General features: G+C 67.6%; 13 protein-coding genes. 3 read left to right on the top strand and 10 right to left on the bottom strand.

Features of this window, described 5'->3' with window-relative positions:
• Position 1: 1 nt before the first annotated feature.
• Entirely contained in the window at positions 2–1150 is a 1149-nt protein-coding gene (locus tag LGN10_RS14405) for a glycosyltransferase (RefSeq protein ID WP_226224048.1), read from the bottom strand.
• Between the two features lie 495 nt (positions 1151–1645).
• Between LGN10_RS14405 and LGN10_RS14400 the strand changes: the two genes are divergently transcribed.
• The 3 genes from LGN10_RS14400 (at position 1646) to LGN10_RS14390 (ending at position 6530) form a co-directional block, all read left to right on the top strand.
• Positions 1646–2944, top strand: a complete 1299-nt coding sequence (locus LGN10_RS14400) for a dicarboxylate/amino acid:cation symporter (protein ID WP_059645106.1) — start codon at positions 1646–1648, stop codon at positions 2942–2944.
• 457 nt (positions 2945–3401) lie between these two features.
• On the top strand, positions 3402–5336 hold the full coding sequence (locus LGN10_RS14395) for an SMP-30/gluconolactonase/LRE family protein (protein WP_226224046.1): 1935 nt from the start codon (positions 3402–3404) through the stop codon (positions 5334–5336).
• 342 nt (positions 5337–5678) lie between these two features.
• Positions 5679–6530, top strand: a complete 852-nt coding sequence (locus LGN10_RS14390) for a peptidylprolyl isomerase (protein ID WP_226224045.1) — start codon at positions 5679–5681, stop codon at positions 6528–6530.
• 31 nt (positions 6531–6561) lie between these two features.
• On the opposite strand, the gene LGN10_RS14385 is transcribed toward LGN10_RS14390, so the two are convergent.
• From LGN10_RS14385 to LGN10_RS14345, 9 genes are all read right to left on the bottom strand, one after another.
• Complete coding sequence (locus LGN10_RS14385; protein WP_226224043.1) at positions 6562–6999, bottom strand: GNAT family N-acetyltransferase; 438 nt, start codon at positions 6997–6999, stop codon at positions 6562–6564.
• Between the two features lie 42 nt (positions 7000–7041).
• Positions 7042–7998 carry a hypothetical protein gene (locus LGN10_RS14380; RefSeq protein WP_319001235.1) on the bottom strand — a complete coding sequence of 319 codons (957 nt, stop codon included), beginning with the start codon at positions 7996–7998 and terminating at the stop codon, positions 7042–7044.
• 287 nt (positions 7999–8285) lie between these two features.
• Positions 8286–9320: a MerR family transcriptional regulator gene (locus LGN10_RS14375; protein WP_226224039.1), complete on the bottom strand. Its 1035-nt coding sequence runs from the start codon at positions 9318–9320 to the stop codon at positions 8286–8288.
• 82 nt (positions 9321–9402) lie between these two features.
• Complete coding sequence (gene xylB / locus LGN10_RS14370; RefSeq protein ID WP_226224037.1) at positions 9403–10869, bottom strand: xylulokinase; 1467 nt, start codon at positions 10867–10869, stop codon at positions 9403–9405.
• Positions 10866–11801 carry an AraC family transcriptional regulator gene (locus LGN10_RS14365; RefSeq protein WP_060968105.1) on the bottom strand — a complete coding sequence of 312 codons (936 nt, stop codon included), beginning with the start codon at positions 11799–11801 and terminating at the stop codon, positions 10866–10868. The genes xylB and LGN10_RS14365 overlap by 4 nt, the downstream gene beginning before the upstream one ends.
• Before the next feature lie 29 nt (positions 11802–11830).
• Positions 11831–13024 carry an ABC transporter ATP-binding protein gene (locus LGN10_RS14360; protein WP_226224036.1) on the bottom strand — a complete coding sequence of 398 codons (1194 nt, stop codon included), beginning with the start codon at positions 13022–13024 and terminating at the stop codon, positions 11831–11833.
• Between the two features lie 3 nt (positions 13025–13027).
• Positions 13028–14062, bottom strand: a complete 1035-nt coding sequence (locus LGN10_RS14355) for an NAD(P)-dependent alcohol dehydrogenase (protein ID WP_226224035.1) — start codon at positions 14060–14062, stop codon at positions 13028–13030.
• Positions 14063–14072: 10 nt separating this feature from the next.
• Positions 14073–14903: a carbohydrate ABC transporter permease gene (locus LGN10_RS14350; protein WP_059581236.1), complete on the bottom strand. Its 831-nt coding sequence runs from the start codon at positions 14901–14903 to the stop codon at positions 14073–14075.
• Positions 14891–15787, bottom strand: a complete 897-nt coding sequence (locus tag LGN10_RS14345; RefSeq protein WP_059581234.1) for a carbohydrate ABC transporter permease — start codon at positions 15785–15787, stop codon at positions 14891–14893. Before LGN10_RS14345 ends, LGN10_RS14350 begins: the two co-directional genes overlap by 13 nt.
• Between the last annotated feature and the right edge of the window lie 11 nt (positions 15788–15798).

Raw genomic sequence — 15798 nt, 5'->3', positions numbered from 1 at the left:
GTCATTTCGCGGATCTCAACGAGGTCACCCAGCGGGAGGAGTTGTGTCGAACCGATTGCTGATAAACGGACAAGGTCGCGTCGACGAACGCGTCGAACGAGAACTCTCGCTTGCCTTTCAGCCGCGCGCTGCGTCCCATCGCGCGGACGCGGCCCGGATCCTCCGCGATCGTGCGCAGGATCGCTTCGATCGCGGCGGGCTCGCGTGGCGGGACGACCCAGCCGTCCACGCCCGGCTCGACGTTCTCGGGCAGCCCGCCCACGCGCGTCACGATCGCGGGGCAGCCGAGCGACATCGCTTCGCGGCACGCATACGACAGGCTCTCGTGATACGACAGCACGAACGACACGTCGATGATCGAGAACGGCGCCCGCACATCGTCGAGTCGCCCGGTGAATGCGGTACGCGACGCCATGCCGTGCCGCGCGAGCTGCTCGCGCTGTTCGCCGGATGGCTCCGCGCCGACCAGCAGCACGCGAAACCGCTCGCGTTCGGTTTCGGGCAGGCGGCCGAGTGCGGCGATCAGGTCCATCCAGCCTTTTTCTGGCGCGGTGCCGGCGCTGCTGCCCAGCACGATCGCATCCGCGCCGGCCGCGCCGAACAGCGCGATCTTGCGGCGGCGGATCTCGTCGGCCGCCAGTCGTTCGGCGGCCGGCCGGCGCACGCCGTGCTTGACGACCGTGACGTTGCCGTACGGCGAGCGCAGCGCGAGCATGCTCGCGACGTAGTCGCTGACCGCGATCGTGTGGTCAGTGGCCAGCCGGGCGCGCAGCAGGTTGCCGAAGCTGTCGGCGCGATAGGTGTTGTGCTTGGTCAGCACGACCGCGGGCCGATATCGGCAACCGAGCAGCGCGAGCATGACCTGCCGGTGATCGGCGGACCCGTTCACATGGATGACATCGAAGCGCTCGGCGGCGATCCGCTCGCGCAGCCGGAGAATCTCCCGGCACAGCCGGTTCCAGCGCGGCTTGAATTCCATGTCGAAGATGGCCACGTCGGGAGTGTCCTTCAGCAGTCGCGACAAGCGGCTGCCTTCCGGCGACGCGACGGTTACGCGGTGATGACGGCTCATCGCGACGGCGAGATCGCGGACGTAGGTGTCCTGTCCGCCGCCATAGTCGCCGTGGAAGTTGGTGTAAAGAATGTTCATCACGATGCCGCTTTTTCCCGATCCTTCATTTCAAGGAATACTGACGAAATGAATAACTCGGCCTGATGGAAGCCATGGCGCGAACGCGGTGCCGCATTTCCGGCTCGGAATTGCGCGTTGACGTCGATGCACGATGTCGACGCGAATCATTTCCAAATATTACAGACCGTTTACGTACCGTAGTGTCGAGGTCTGCGCAGGTTTGTGAGAATGTGTCGCGATCGCTCGATCATGTCGCTGCCCGCGTGACGATTTCCGGCGGGCCGGGCGTGGCAGGCGTCCCTTTCCCGGCGGGTTCAGGACGCGGATCAACCCGTGCCGCTTTCAGATTTGAAAGCCGGCGAGCCATTTGCGTTAGAATGCCCCCCCCTGTCCGCCATGGCGAGCGCCGATGGCGGGGAGGTCGCACCCAGTGAGACGTGGGTTTCGATTCGCAGCCGGACGCGGAAGCTGTGCCAGCCGTTAGCAACATACGCTTTGTGATTTGGATTACTAATGAAGAAGAAGCACAACATCACCAGGTACATCGTCGTCGCGATGATGCTGGGTATCGCCGTGGGTTACGCCTGCCATAGCGCGTTTCCCGACCCGAAGATGGCGAAGGAGGTCGCCGGGTACGTGTCGTTGCTGTCCGATGTGTTCCTGCGCCTGATCAAGATGATCATCGCGCCGCTGGTGTTCGCGACGCTGACCGTCGGCATCGCGCAGATGGGCGACGGCAGCGCGGTGGGCCGCGTGGGCGTCAAGGCGTTCGGCTGGTTCTTCATCGCGTCGTTCACGTCGCTGCTGCTCGGCCTGCTGACCGCGACGATCCTGCAGCCGGGCAGCCACCTGAGCCTGCCGCTTCCGGCATCCGATGCGGCACTCAACCTGAAGACGGGGGCGTTCACGCTGAAGGATTTCGTCGTGCACCTGGTGCCGAAGTCGATTGCCGAGGCGATGGCGAACAACGAAATCCTGCAGATCGTCGTGTTCTCGATCTTCTTCGGCTCCGCGCTGTCCGCGCTCGGCGAAGCGGGCAAGCGCCTGACCGCCGTGATCGACGATCTCGCGCAGGTGATGCTGAAGGTAACGGGCACGGTGATGTGGTTCGCGCCCGTTGCGGTGTTCGCGGCGCTCGCGTCGACGATCACGACCGAAGGGCTCGGCATCCTGCTCACGTTCGCGAAGTTCATGGCGAGCTTCTATCTGGCGCTCGCGCTGCTGTGGGCCGTGCTGACGCTCGCCGGCGTGACGTTCCTCGGCAAGCGCGCGTTCACGCTGCTCCGGCTGATCCGCGAGCCGTTCCTGCTGTCGTTCGCGACGGCCAGCTCCGAGGCCGCGTATCCGAAGCTGCTGGACGCGCTCGACCGCTTCGGCGTGAACCGCAAGATCTCGAGCTTCGTGCTGCCGATCGGCTATTCGTTCAACCTCGACGGCTCGATGATGTACTGCACGTTCGCGGTGCTGTTCATCGCGCAGGTGTACGGCATCCATCTGCCGCTCGGCACGCAGATCACGATGCTGCTGATGCTGATGGTGACGTCGAAGGGGATGGCCGGCGTGCCGCGCGCGTCGCTCGTCGTGATCGCGGCGACGCTCAATCAGTTCAACCTGCCCGAAGCCGGCTTGCTGCTGATCATGGGCGTCGACATGTTCCTCGACATGGGGCGCTCGGCCACCAACGCCGTCGGCAACTCGATCGCCGCGGCCGTGGTCGCGAAATGGGAAGGGCAGCTCGACGCGCCGCGCGATGGCGACGATCCGGACGGCGCGCGCGTCGCCGAGGTGAAGGTGAGGGAAACGTCCGCTTGACGCACGGCAATGCGGTGGCGCAAACGCTGCATTGCCTGACCCGCAGCAAATGAATATTCGCCGGCCTGGATTCGACACGGATTCAGGCCGGCGTTTTCGTTTTGGGACAGCGGATTTTTCCCGATACTGCCGAAATGGCATTCGCCGTTTCAATCCATCGTCGTTGAATCCCCGGCGATATTCCCGGCGGCGAATGCCTGATTTTCTCCATTTCCGATCCGGCGCGTAAGTGACCATTTACTGACGCGAAGCTGCGCTCGCCGCAAGCGCGGGCGATTCGCAATTTTTTTCGATTTATATAACGCTATTCTCGCCCTGCGCATTATCGAACGCATGCCGTACGTCATACCGACTGCGCCGGATGATTCAGGGAAGAATTTACATCTCGCGGACTTCAAGCCATCTGGCCGGCCGATCCTTCATGTGAATGTTTGTCTCATTCAGGAGAGCCTCCGTCATGGTCGCCAGACAACGAATCCGGGCCGCGCTTGTTGCCGCGGCGATCGCTGCATGTGCATCGGCCGCGCATGCAGCCAACACGACCGACTGGATCGCGAACACGTACGGCACGCTCGCGGCGCACGTCGGCAACGTGGCGCGCGCGATGTGGGTCGCACCCGAAGGCGTGATCTACACGGCGTCGATGTGGGACGAGGACGAAGGTGGCGTCGCGATCTACCAGAACGGCAAGAGCATCGGCTCGATCGGCGCGCATTCGGAATTCCAGGGCAGCGCGATCACCGGCAACGCGACATCGCTGTTCGTCGCGCTGCAGCCCGGCAAGACCTACGGCAGCGGCGCGGTGGGGCGCTACAACCGCGCGACGAAGTATCGCGACCGCGTGATCCAGGTCAGCGCGGCGACCAACCAGCCACGCATCGACGTCGTCACCGGGCTCGCGACGGCCGGCTCGCTGTTGTATGCGAGCGATTTCTACGGCAATCGCGTGCGCGTGTTCACGACCGATGGCGTGTGGCAGCGAGACATCGGCGTATCGGCGCCGGGCGCGCTCGCGGTGGACGGCGCGGGCAACGTGTGGGTCGCGCAGAAGCGTGCCGGCTCGATCGTCGGCTTCAGCCCGGCCGGCGCGCTGCTGAACACGATCCGCATGCCGGCCGGCTCGCAGCCGTCGGCGCTGTATGTCGACGCGGCGGCCGGGCAATTGCTGGTGGGCGACGAAGGCCCGGACCAGAACATCAAGCGCTATTCGATCTCGGGCCGGCCGGCGCTCGTCGGCACGTTCGGCGTGCGCGGCGGCTATCTCGACACGACGACGGGCATCAAGGGGCAGGTCGGCCCGCAACGCTTCACGCGTATCGTCGGGATCGGCAAGGACACCGGCGGCAATCTCTATGTGCTCAACAATCCGTGGGGCGGCAGCTGGGATCTCGGCCGCAACGGCGCGACCGATATTCACGCGTACAGCAGCACCGGCAACCTGCGCTGGACACTGCAGTCGCTGAACTTCGAAGGCATCGCCGCGCCGGACCCGGTCACGGACGGCGCGCTGTTCTACGGCGGCACGCACATCTACAGCGGCAGCGCAGGCGGCAAGTTCGTCGCGAACACCGTCGACCCGTTCACGTATCCGTCGGACCCGCGCATCAACATGAGCGATACGCAGCGCGACGAACACTTCGGGCTGCTCACGTCGGTCGGCGCGAACCGGATTCTCGTCGCGGCCGGCCAGAACCCGCCGGTCTTCTACTTCTATCATTTCAACGCGGCGAACGGTTACGTCGCGATTCCGGACGGCTCGCTTCCCGGCCCTGCGTTCAACACGACGCAGCGCGTGACGGGCGGCTTCAGCCTCGACAGCCAGGGCGGCGTATGGGCCGGCCTCGACAAGACCGGCGCGATCACGCATTACCCGCTGACCGGTTTCGACGCGAACGGCAAGCCGTCGTGGGGGCCCGGCGTCGCGACCCGCATTCCGGCCAGCATCCAGCCGCTCACGCGCATCGTCTATCTCGCGGACAGCGACACGATGGTGCTCGCGCAGGGCGCGCTCGGCAGCAACGACTGGACGTCGATCGGCACGCGCATCGAGGTGTATCACGGCTGGCGCGCGGGCAACACGACGAAGCCCGACCCGGTGATCACGCTGCCGCACAGCGGCGCGAAATCGATCGACGCGGCGGGCAACCATCTGTTCGTCGGCTACTGGTTCAGCAGCAGCGGGCCGCTGTGGCCGAACGTCGACGCGTTCAACCTGACCACGGGAAGCCTCGACACGACGCTGGTCAACACGAGCCCCGCGACCGTCGATACCAGCAGCGCGATCGATGCGATGTACAGCATCCGTGCGTATCGCCGGTCGAACGGCGAGTACGTGGTGATGAAGAACAACGTGAAGGGGAACAGCATCACCGTGTACCGGTGGACGCCCTGACGTCGATCACGCATGCGCGGCCGCGGTCCGTCGGCCGTGCCCGCGCGGCAACGACGGAATTCACCGCGTGTCGCCGGACGTCCATCGTGCTTCCACGCAATTTCCGCATCGCGCGTGCGTAATGAGCGGCGTGCGCAACGCGCGCCTCACTGCCCGCCGGGCGGTCGTTCCCAACCACACGGCGCGGAAAGCCCGATCCGGGCACAATAGCGGCGGCACCGGCAGGCAGTGCGCGTGCATACGACGATGAACCGAATCGACCGACCGGTTGCGCCGGCACATTGCCACGCCGGTGAACTTGCGCGGCAGCCGATGCCGCGATTTTTGAGCCGAAGTGACGACATGACGAAAATGAAAACGACACCGAACCGCCTGTTGCTGATCGCTGCGCTGGCCGGCGCGCTGGCGGGCCCCGTCCACGCGGAAACGGCGGCGGGCGCGGCGACCGTCGCGACCGTCGCGACCGTCAACGGCACGCCGATCACGCAGGCCGACGTCGATACGCTGCTGCGCGCGTCCGGGCAGGCCGATTCGCCGCAGATCCGCGAGGCGATCAAGAATCAGCTGATCACGCGCGTGCTGGTGCAGCAGGCGGCCGAGAAGGCCAGCTACGCGGACAGGCCCGAGGTCAAGGCGGCGATGCAGCAGGCGAAGGTGACGGCCGAGGTGCAGCTGTACCTGCGCGACAACGTGAAGCCGGAGCCCGTGACAGACGAGCAGGTCAAGGCGCGCTACGACGAACTCGTCGCCGCGCTCGGCAAGAACGAATACAAGCCGCGCGTGATCGTCGTCAAGGATCCGGTCGCGGCGGCCACCGTGCTGAGCGAGTTGAAAGCGGGCAAGTCGTTCGACGGGCTCGCGCGCCAGTACAGCGTCGCGCCGAGCCGCGATACCGGCGGCGAGCTGCCGTGGGTGAGCTTCAACACGCCGGCGGCGGCGGGCAAGACGGCCGGGTTGCCGTTGCCGGTCGCGCAGGCGCTCGAGAAATTGCCCGTTGGCGCGGTGACGAAGGATTCGATTCCCGTCGATGGCGTGCGCGCGATCGTGAAGCTGGATGCGAAGCGGCCGACGCAGGTGCCGGCTTTCGAGACCGCGAAGCCGACGCTTCAGCAGCAGTTGCAGGCGATCGCGGTCGAGAAGGCGAGTGCGCAGATGATCGGCAACCTGCTGAAGGGCGCGAAGATCACGCAGTAATGGAAAAGCGGTGCGGTTGCATCGATGCGCGTCACGCGCGCCGGATCATGTTCGCGCTCGTATCGGTTTCCGATACGACGCGAAAGCCGAGCCGTTCGTAGAGCCGCCGCGCCGGGTTGCCGTGCAGCACGCTCAGCGATACGGATACGCGCTCGCGTGCCGCGTCGGTCAGCAATGCGTTCAGTACGGCCGCGCCGATTCCACGACCCTGGCACGCGGGAAGGATCTGGATCTGATGGACGTGCCATTCGCCGGCCGCGCGCGTCACCTTCAGCAGGCCGATGGCGTCGGCGCCTTCGCAGACGATCATTGCGTCATCGAAGTTCGCGCGGATGCGTCGGTCGTGCGCGTCGTCGTCGGTCGGCGCGCCGACGCGCTGCAGGTGCTCGGTCATCGTGAGTCGACGGAGCGTCAGCAGGAAGGGGAGGTCTTCCCGCGAGGCGGCACGCAGATGGATCGCCGGTTTCATGAGTGGTGAGAAGTTGCGTCGGGCGCGAGGCGGCGACGTGGATCAGAGGCCCGACAACGGAATCTGCAGGCCCGCCGGGCGATGTTCGAGGACATCCGTGACCTCGTATTCGGTTTTTGCGCCGTCCGAAGTTTGCCACTGCTGCATACGGACATTGCACAAGAGCACGTCGCCCTTGCTGAAACTGATCTGGCTGTTGTTCACGCGCGACAGGAAGCCGGCGTCGGTGATCGTCGCGTGAATCGTCGACGTGCCGTCGTACAGCCGCCACTTGTTGTCGTCCTTGAACGCGAGCGACACGATCGAGAACGCCATCTTGCGATGCTCGTCGAGCAGCAGCGCATCGGCTGGCTCGGGCGCGTGAAACCATGCGATCTCGTTGCGGGCGACTGTCTCGTACACCTCGGTATCGGTGCCCGCCGCGAAAATCTCGATGCCTTCGCGCGCGAGCGGCGCAAGCACTTGCGCGGTTGCACGGCGAACGCGGACGTCGCGCAGCAGTGTGAGCACGGGCAGGTCGATCTCGAGTGTGCCGCCATCGACGTGCAGCACCGCGGTGTGGTCCTTCATCCGCACGTGCGTGATCTCGCGCCCGCGCAGCCATTTGAGGACGGCGAAAAGCCCCTTTCTCGCCCTGGGTGCGGCAATGCCGAGCGCGGTCAGGATCGTGACCGCATTGGCGAGCGCGGTGCCTTCGTTGCCGCTCAGCAGATCGCGCATGCGGCCGAGCAGCGAGGTGGCGAGCGTGAAGTCGATGCCGAAGCTGCCGGTCTTGAAGCTGCCGCGCACGTTCACCCGCGGCCGAACCTGATCGCCGCACAGGGCGCGGGTCGACGCGTCGAGCAAATCGCCGAAGGCGAGCAGCGCGGGCGCGAGTTCGCGCACGTCCATCTCGGACGATTCGAGCGCGGGCCCGTCGTACGTGATGCGGAATCGGCTCATCGCGTCGAAGGGGCCGATATCGGCCGGGGCGGTGCTGTTTTCATTGCGTGCGGTCATGTGGAATGCTGGCGGCAGAGGTGGACGATACCTCGGAACGAACGGTTTCGGATGCCCTTCATCGTAGCGGCGATCGTCCGGCCGCGCGCGTTTTTGGCCATCCGGACAAGACGGCTTGCGGACCTGTCCAATAGCGCTTGGCAAGCACCGGACTTTTCCGAACCTTTCCCGGTCACGATCGCAGGCTTGCGGGCACGCTTGTCGTCCAGGTCGATGCCTACCCGCTTGACGCGTGCTGCCAGATTCGCCGACGAGGCGGACCGGCAAAACTTCTGTTCAGCTCCCTATCAGGCCTGACAGCGCGCCGCTTCCGGGCGCCGCGCGACCCGCTCCCGAACTTCCGGCGCCGCCAGGCACGTGGCCACGGCTTCATACCCCGGCGCGCCCGGGTAAGGCGCCACGCGCACAGGCGGGCTGTGATTGGCCGGGCGCAGCAGAATGGTTTCGTCGGGGCCGACCGCCGCGAGATCGAGGATCGCCGACGAGCGCGTCAGCAAGAACAGCGGCCGCATGCCGGCGGCCGCGCATTCGCGCAGATGCGCGATCAACGCCAGTTGCGTGGCGCGATCGAGACCCTGTTCGATCATGTCGACGATCCGCACGCGCGGGCTTGCTGCTTCGAGGCCGACGAGCAGTGCGGTCAGCGCCGCCGACGGCGTCGCGCCTCTGCCGATGAGCAACGCCGACGTGCGGTCGACACGCGACTTCAGTTCCGGATCGGCACGCAATGCATCCGATGCGGCTGCACCATCGTCGTCCAGCCGATCGAGGCCGACGAACACGGCGCCGGGCAGCGCGTCGGCCAGCCGAAGCGCGAGCCGCGTCTTGCCGCTCCCGAGCGAACCGATGATGTAGTTCAACGGCCGGATATCGCGACACTCGAACCGTTCGCCGCCCCACGGCCACGGCAGGCTGAACGCGACGCCGGCGCTGCCCGTGTCGAGCAGCCGCGTGAGTTCCCCGTCCGCCGGCATCCGTCCCCGAGCCAGGCCGGCGCGCATCGCACGCACGCGGTCGAGCTTGCTCACGAGATCCTGAATTCCGCGATCGAGCGCCGCTTCGTGAGCGCCGAGCGCTGCATCGAGGCTGCGCGCATCGCCGCCGAGCACGCGCGCCACCTGCGCGAGCCCGAGGCCGAGCTTGCGCAGCGCCGCGATGTCGGCGGCGCGCGCGAGGTCGTCCGGGCCGTACGCGCGGTAACCGGCCGGCGTGCGCTCGGGCGTGACGAGGCCGTGCCGCTCGTACAGCCGCAGCGCCTTGATCGAGACGCCGAGCCGCGCGGCGGCGGCCGATGCGTTCAAACGGGGCGTGGAAGAACCCATCCGTCACCTCTTTGCTGTCGATTCGTTGCGGTCAGCATAAAGGCGATCCCAAGGGCCGGGTCAAGCGCGATCGCTCTAACGCTCAGTCGGCGGCCGCGAACTCATCCCGCAGCGCGCGATACAGCCGCCGATACCGTGCAAGCCGCCCCGCCAGCAGATCGACCGACGCGGCATCGGGCGCGACCGTTTCCGTGACGGGCGGCGCGACACAGACTTCCGCGAGGGTGTCGTTCGTCGCAGCCAGCCGCGCGAGCCGCGCCGCGCCGAGTGCCGCGCCGACCGCGCCGTCCGCGTGGCGCTGCATCGCGAGCCCGGTCGCATTCGCGCACAGCCGCGCCCAGAACGCGCTCTTCGAGCCGCCGCCGATGAACGACACCGCGTCGAGCGTCGTGCCGGCCGCGCGCAGCGCGTCGTAGCCGTCGGCCATCGCGAACGCGACGCCTTCCATCACCGCATACGCGAGCTCGTCCGCACCGTGTTCGTTCGACAGCCCGAAGAACACGCCACGCGCATGCGCATCGTTGTGCGGCGTGCGCTCGCCGCCGAGATACGGCAGGAACAGCGGCGCTCGGGCCGGATCGGCGCGTTCGGCACACGCCGCGAGCACGCCGGGCGTCGTGCCGTGCGCGCGCGCGAGCCAGTCGAGGCTCGCGGCGGCCGACAGGATCACGCTCATCTGGTGCCAGCGCCCTTCGACGCAGTGGCAGAACGCGTGCACGGCGGCGTCCGGATTCGGTGCGAAGCGGTCGTTGCCGGCGAACAGCACACCCGACGTGCCGAGCGACAGGAAGCCGCTGCCGGCGCCCGTGACGCCCATGCCGATCGCGGACGCCGCATTGTCGCCGGCACCGCCGGCGATCGTCACGGGCCCGGCGACGCCCCATTCGCGCCGCAGCGTGTCGCGCAGTTGCGCGGCGGCCGCGTTGCCTTCGACGAGGCGCGGCATCTGCGCGCGCGACAGCTCGGTCGCGGCGAGCATCCGGTCGGACCAGTCGCGGCGCGCGCAGTCGAGCCATAGCGTGCCCGACGCGTCGGACATGTCGGACACGAATTCGCCGGACAGCCGCCAGATCAGGTAGTCCTTCGGCAGCAGCACCTTGTGCACCGCGCGAAACACGGCCGGCTCGTATTTCGCGAGCCACAGCAGCTTCGGCGCGGTGAAGCCGGGCATCGCCATGTTGCCGGTGATCGTGCGCGATTCCGGCACCAGCGCCTCGAGCTCCACGCATTCGGTGCCGGCGCGCGTGTCGTTCCACAGGATGGCGGGGCGCAGTACCTGATCCGCGCGGTCGATCAGCGTCGCGCCGTGCATTTGCCCGGACAGCGCGATGCCGCGCAGCGCGGCGAAGCCGGCCGGGTGCGCGGCCCGCACCGACGCGATCGCGTCGAGCATCGCGTGCCACCACGCCTGCGGGCTTTGTTCGGACCAGTGCGGATGCGGACGGCTGATCGACAGCGTGGCCGAGCCGGTCGCGAGCGGGACCGATCGGGAGTCGGTGAGCAGAACCTTGACCTCGGACGTGCCGAGATCGATGCCGAGATATGTCACGTATGGAGCGTCCTGTCTGGGGCGCGCGGCGGCGCGCGTCGCGGGGGCGGCGCGTCGTCGCGGCCGTGCGGTTCGTTGAGCCGGTGCAGCGCGCGGAACTTCGACGGCGGCACCTGCTTCATCGCGAGAAACTGACGGTTGAAGTTCGACAGGTTGTTGAAGCCAACCCGGTAGCAGATGTCGGTCACCGTCAGGTCGGAAAACATCAGCAGCTCGCAGGCCTCGTTGATGCGCAGCCGGTTCAGGTAGCGCACGAACGACGAGCCGGTGTGACGCCGGAAAAACCGCGTGAAGGTGCTCACGCTCATGCCGGCGAACGCGGCGACGTCGGCTTCGCGCAGCATGCCGGGCAGGTTCTGCTGCAGGTACGACAGCACCTGGTTGATGGTCGACGACATGTAGTGCTGCGCGTCGCTGCGGTAGCCGGGGCCCGCGAGCACGCGCCGCTCGCGGCACGACGACAGCCGGTCGAACAGCGACATCAGGATCTCGACGCGCCGGCAGCCGTGCGCGTTAGCGAGTTCGAGCATCAGCGGCGCGACCTCGATGCCGACGCGATCGGGAAACTGCACGCCGCGCGCCGCGTCGTCGATCAGCTCGATCACCGGCTGCAGCTCGCTGAACGCGTCGACCATCTTCTCGATCGCATCGCGCGAGAACTGCAGCACGACGTCGCGCGACGGCACGCGTTCGCCGTCGGCGAGCTCGCTGACCCAGTTGTGCGGCAGGTTCGGCCCGGTGACGATCAGGTTGCCGGGGCCGAAATCGCCGATGTGGTCGCCGACGAACACCTTGCCGCGCGACGCCTGGATCAGGTGAATCTCGTACTCGGGATGAAAGTGCCACTTCGCGACCGAATGCGGATAGTCGTGGACCCACGCGCGGAACGATTCGTCGCGGTGGGTGGGAACGATCTCGAGATCCGGGTTCATCGTGTGCTCCGTCGGGGCGTGCCGGCGTGCTACGGGCGGGACATCGACCAGCCCGTCGCGGCAGGCGGCGTGGTGTGCGTCGCGGCCGCCGGCGGCGCCGCGTGCGCGATCGGGTTCGCGTCCGGCAGCGTGACGTTGCGCTCGGTGCCGGCGTCGAACAGATGCAGGGCTTCTTCGTCGAAGCGAAACGCTACCACGGCGCCCGGCGTCGGGGCCATCGGGGCCGGCACGAGGGCCGCGCACGGCTGGCCGCGCCAGTCCAGCGTGACGAGCGCCTCCGCGCCGAGCAGCTCGACGAGCTCGACCGTGCCGGTGAGCGATAGCGTGCCCGGGGTCGGATCGCCTTCGGCGGCGAGCCGCAGGTGGTTCGGGCGAATCGCCGCCTTGACCTGCTGGCCGTCCTGCAGCCGCGCGAAGCGTGAAGACGCGAGCGGCCAGCGCGCGCCGTTGCAGTCGAGCAGCACGGTCGCGCCGACGCGCTCGATGGTGCCGTCCGCGAAGTTCATCGCGGGCGTGCCGACGAACCCCGCCGCGAATATCGTATGCGGGTGGCCGTACAGCTCGGCCGGCGTGCCGATCTGTTCGATGTGGCCGCCGCGCATCAGCACGACGCGGTCGGCGAGCGTCATCGCTTCGAGCTGATCGTGCGTGACGTACAGCGTGGTCGTCTTCAGTTGCCGGTGCAGCCGCTTGATGTCGCCGCGCAACTGCGTGCGCAGCTTCGCGTCGAGGTTCGACAGCGGCTCGTCGAACAGGAACACGGCGGGCGTCTTGATCATCGCGCGCGCGATCGCCGCGCGCTGCTGCTGGCCGCCCGACATCGCACGCGGGCGGCGCTCGAGCAATGCATCGAGGCTCAGGATGCGCGCGACGTCGCGCACGCGGCGGTCGATTTCGTCGGCGGGCACCTTCAGCCGCCGCAGGCCGAACGCGATGTTGTCGTACACCGTCATGTGCGGGTACAGCGCGTAGTTCTGGAACACCATCGCGACGTTCCGCTCGCGCGACGGCAGATCGTTGACGACCGCATCGCCGATCACGAGCTCGCCGCCGGTGATCGCCTCGAGGCCGGCGATCATCCGTAGCATCGTGGACTTGCCGCAGCCGGACGGGCCCAGCAGCACGATGAATTCGCCGTCGGCGATCTCGAGGTCGAGCGGATGCAGCACGGCGGGGCCGCCGTCGTAGTGCTTCGACAAAGCCTTGCAGGTGATCTGGGCCATGGCTTAATCCATTTCGATCTGAATCTTGACGTCGCGCGGGTGCCCGCTCGCCGCTTCCTCGAACGCGCGCACGCCTTCGGAGAACGGGAACGTGCGCGAGATGAACGGCTTCACGTCGATCGCGCCGGACGCGATCAGCGCGAGCGCGCGCGGGAAGATGTTCGCGTAGCGGAACACCGATTCGATGCGGCCTTCCTTCGCCTGCAGCGCGACCACGTCGAGCGGCACCGGCGCGACCGGCATCCCGATCAGCACCGCGCAGCCGCCCGGGCACATCAGGTCGATGAGCCCCGCATACGCATTCGCGCTGCCGCTCGCCTCGAACACGACGTCCGCGCCCCAGCCGCCGGAGGCGTCGGCCACCGCGTCGGCCAGCAGCCGCGTACGCACGTCGACGGTCGTGACGGCCGGGTTGGCGGCGAACAGCGCGAGCTTCTCCGGCACGACGTCGGCGAGGATCACGCGCGCGGCGCCGCCGGCGAGCGCGGCGAGCGCCGTCATCGCGCCGATCGTGCCGGCGCCGATCACGACCGCGAGGTCGCCCGGCTTCATCGCCGCCTTCTTCGCGGCCTGCAGGCCGATCGACAGCGGCTCGACGATCGCGCCTTCGGCGAACGACACGTTGTCGGGCAGCCGGTACGTGAACGCGGCCGGATGGACGACGAACGGCGTCAGGCAGCCGTGGATGGGCGGTGTCGCCCAGAAGCGCACGTCGGGATCGAGGTTGTAGAGCCCGCGCAGCGTCGCGGGCGAATCGAGGCGAGGCACGCCGGGCTCCATGCACACGCGGTCGCCGACGCGCAGGTGCGTGACGTCGCTGCCGGTTTCGACGACCGTGCCGGACGCCTCGTGGCCGAGCACCATCGGCGCGTCGACGCGGAACGGGCCGATCCCGCCGTGCACGTAGTAATGCACGTCGCTGCCGCAGACGCCGACCGTATGGACCTTGATCCGGACGTCGCCGGGGCCGACCTGTTGCGGCAGGTCGATGTCGCGCAGCGCGAGTTCGCGCGTGCGTTCGAGTACGAGTGCTTTCAACGTGTTCTCCTTATTTTCCCTTGACGATCGAATTGAGCAGCCGGCTCAGCATGCCGACGAAGACGAGCGGCGGCAGCGCGAGCAGCACCGTCGATGCGTTGATCACGCCCCACGGCACTTCCTGGCCGAGCGACGTGAACGCGGACGCGACCACCGGCAGCGTCGCGCTGCGCGACGACGTGAGCGCGAGCGCGATCATCAGTTCGTTCCACACCAGCACGAAGCTGAACACGATGCCGCCGAGCAGCGTGCTCGCGCACACCGGCAGCGCGATATGCCAGAACACCGCGTACGGGCCGTAGCCGTCGAGCGCGGCGGCTTCCTCGATCTCGCGCGGCAGCCGGCGGAACACGGGGATCGACAGCCATGTGATGGTCGACAGCGTGACGAGCAGGTACGTGACGATCATCGACAGCTTGGTGTCGTACAGCCCGAGATCGACCCAGATCGCGATCAGCGGCAGCGCGACCGCGACCGGCGGCAAAAAGCGCAGCGACAGCAGGAAGAACTGGATGTCGCGCTTGCCGCGCACCGGGTAGCGCGCGATCGCATACGCGGCCGGCACGCCGAGCACCGCGCCGATCAGCACGGCCGCGCCGACGATCGCGATGCTGTTGCCGAGGCCGATCAGCACCTCGGGGCTCGACAGCACCTGTTCGTAGTTCGCGAGCGTCGGCGTGAAGAAGAAGCGCGGCGCGGGCGTGACGATGTCGAGCAGGTGCTTGAGCGAATTGAGCACGGCCCAGAATAGCGGGAACGCGGCGACGAGCAGGATCGCGCCGGCGATTACGGCGGTGGACACGGTGGCGGCGGGGCCGCGGCGGGCCGTCAGTCGTCCCATTTGTTGACCCTCTTCCAGATGAGCGTGAAGACCAGCGTGGTCGCGACCATCATCAGCACCGCCATGCCCGACGCATACGACACCTTGCCGGCGAGGCCGATGCCCTGCTGGTACGCGTAGAGATCGAGCGTTTCGGTCGCGATGCCCGGGCCGCCCTTGGTCATCACGTAGATCAGGTCGAACGAGCGCAGCGACTCGACCATCTTGATGAACACGAGGCTCACGAGCGGCGCCTTCAGCATCGGCAGCGCGATGTACGCATGCACCTGCCACGTCGTCGCGTAGTCGAGCCGCGCGGCTTCGAGCGGCTCGGGCGGCAGCGTCTCGAGCAGCTTCAGGATCACGACCGCGAAGAACAGCCCCCATTGCCACACGTCGACGAGCGCGACCGCGTACAGCGCGAGATGCGGATCGGCGAGGAACGCGGTGTGCTCGACGCCGAGCGTGCCGAGCAGCCAGCTCAGGATGCCTGTGAGCGGCGCGTACATGAACTTCCAGATGAACGCGGCCGACACGCGCGGCAGCAGCACCGGCATGATCAGCACCAGCGACGCGAAGCGGCGCCAGCGGCCGTGCACGCGCTCGAACAGGAACACCGCGAGCGCGATGCCGACGAGCACCGCGCCGGCGACCGTGACGACTTCCCACAGCACCGACACCTCGATCGCGTTCAGGAAGCGGCGGTCCGACGCGAGCCGGATGAAGTTGCGCAGGCCGACGTATTCGCTGTCCGGGTAGCGCAGCACGCGATTGCGCAGCGCAAGGTTGATCGCGGCGATCGTCGGGACGAGGCTCAGGACCGCGAGCAGCGCGAGCGTCGGCGCGAGGAACACCCACGGCAGGCTCGTGCGGTCGCGGCGCGTGCGGCCGCGCCGGGCCGACATTGCGGAAGGGG

This window comes from Burkholderia sp. AU32262, from assembly GCF_020419985.1.
GTDB lineage: Bacteria > Pseudomonadota > Gammaproteobacteria > Burkholderiales > Burkholderiaceae > Burkholderia > Burkholderia semiarida.
This window is presented reverse-complemented; position numbering and strand designations above follow the sequence as displayed.

Coding starts and splice junctions, on each gene's coding strand:
- LGN10_RS14405 (WP_226224048.1), bottom strand. CDS start 1,150: ATGAACATTCTTTACACCAACTTCCACGGCGACTATGGCGGCGGACAG.
- LGN10_RS14400 (WP_059645106.1), top strand. CDS start 1,646: ATGAAGAAGAAGCACAACATCACCAGGTACATCGTCGTCGCGATGATG.
- LGN10_RS14395 (WP_226224046.1), top strand. CDS start 3,402: ATGGTCGCCAGACAACGAATCCGGGCCGCGCTTGTTGCCGCGGCGATC.
- LGN10_RS14390 (WP_226224045.1), top strand. CDS start 5,679: ATGACGAAAATGAAAACGACACCGAACCGCCTGTTGCTGATCGCTGCG.
- LGN10_RS14385 (WP_226224043.1), bottom strand. CDS start 6,999: ATGAAACCGGCGATCCATCTGCGTGCCGCCTCGCGGGAAGACCTCCCC.
- LGN10_RS14380 (WP_319001235.1), bottom strand. CDS start 7,998: ATGACCGCACGCAATGAAAACAGCACCGCCCCGGCCGATATCGGCCCC.
- LGN10_RS14375 (WP_226224039.1), bottom strand. CDS start 9,320: ATGGGTTCTTCCACGCCCCGTTTGAACGCATCGGCCGCCGCCGCGCGG.
- LGN10_RS14365 (WP_060968105.1), bottom strand. CDS start 11,801: ATGAACCCGGATCTCGAGATCGTTCCCACCCACCGCGACGAATCGTTC.
- LGN10_RS14360 (WP_226224036.1), bottom strand. CDS start 13,024: ATGGCCCAGATCACCTGCAAGGCTTTGTCGAAGCACTACGACGGCGGC.
- LGN10_RS14350 (WP_059581236.1), bottom strand. CDS start 14,903: ATGGGACGACTGACGGCCCGCCGCGGCCCCGCCGCCACCGTGTCCACC.
- LGN10_RS14345 (WP_059581234.1), bottom strand. CDS start 15,787: ATGTCGGCCCGGCGCGGCCGCACGCGCCGCGACCGCACGAGCCTGCCG.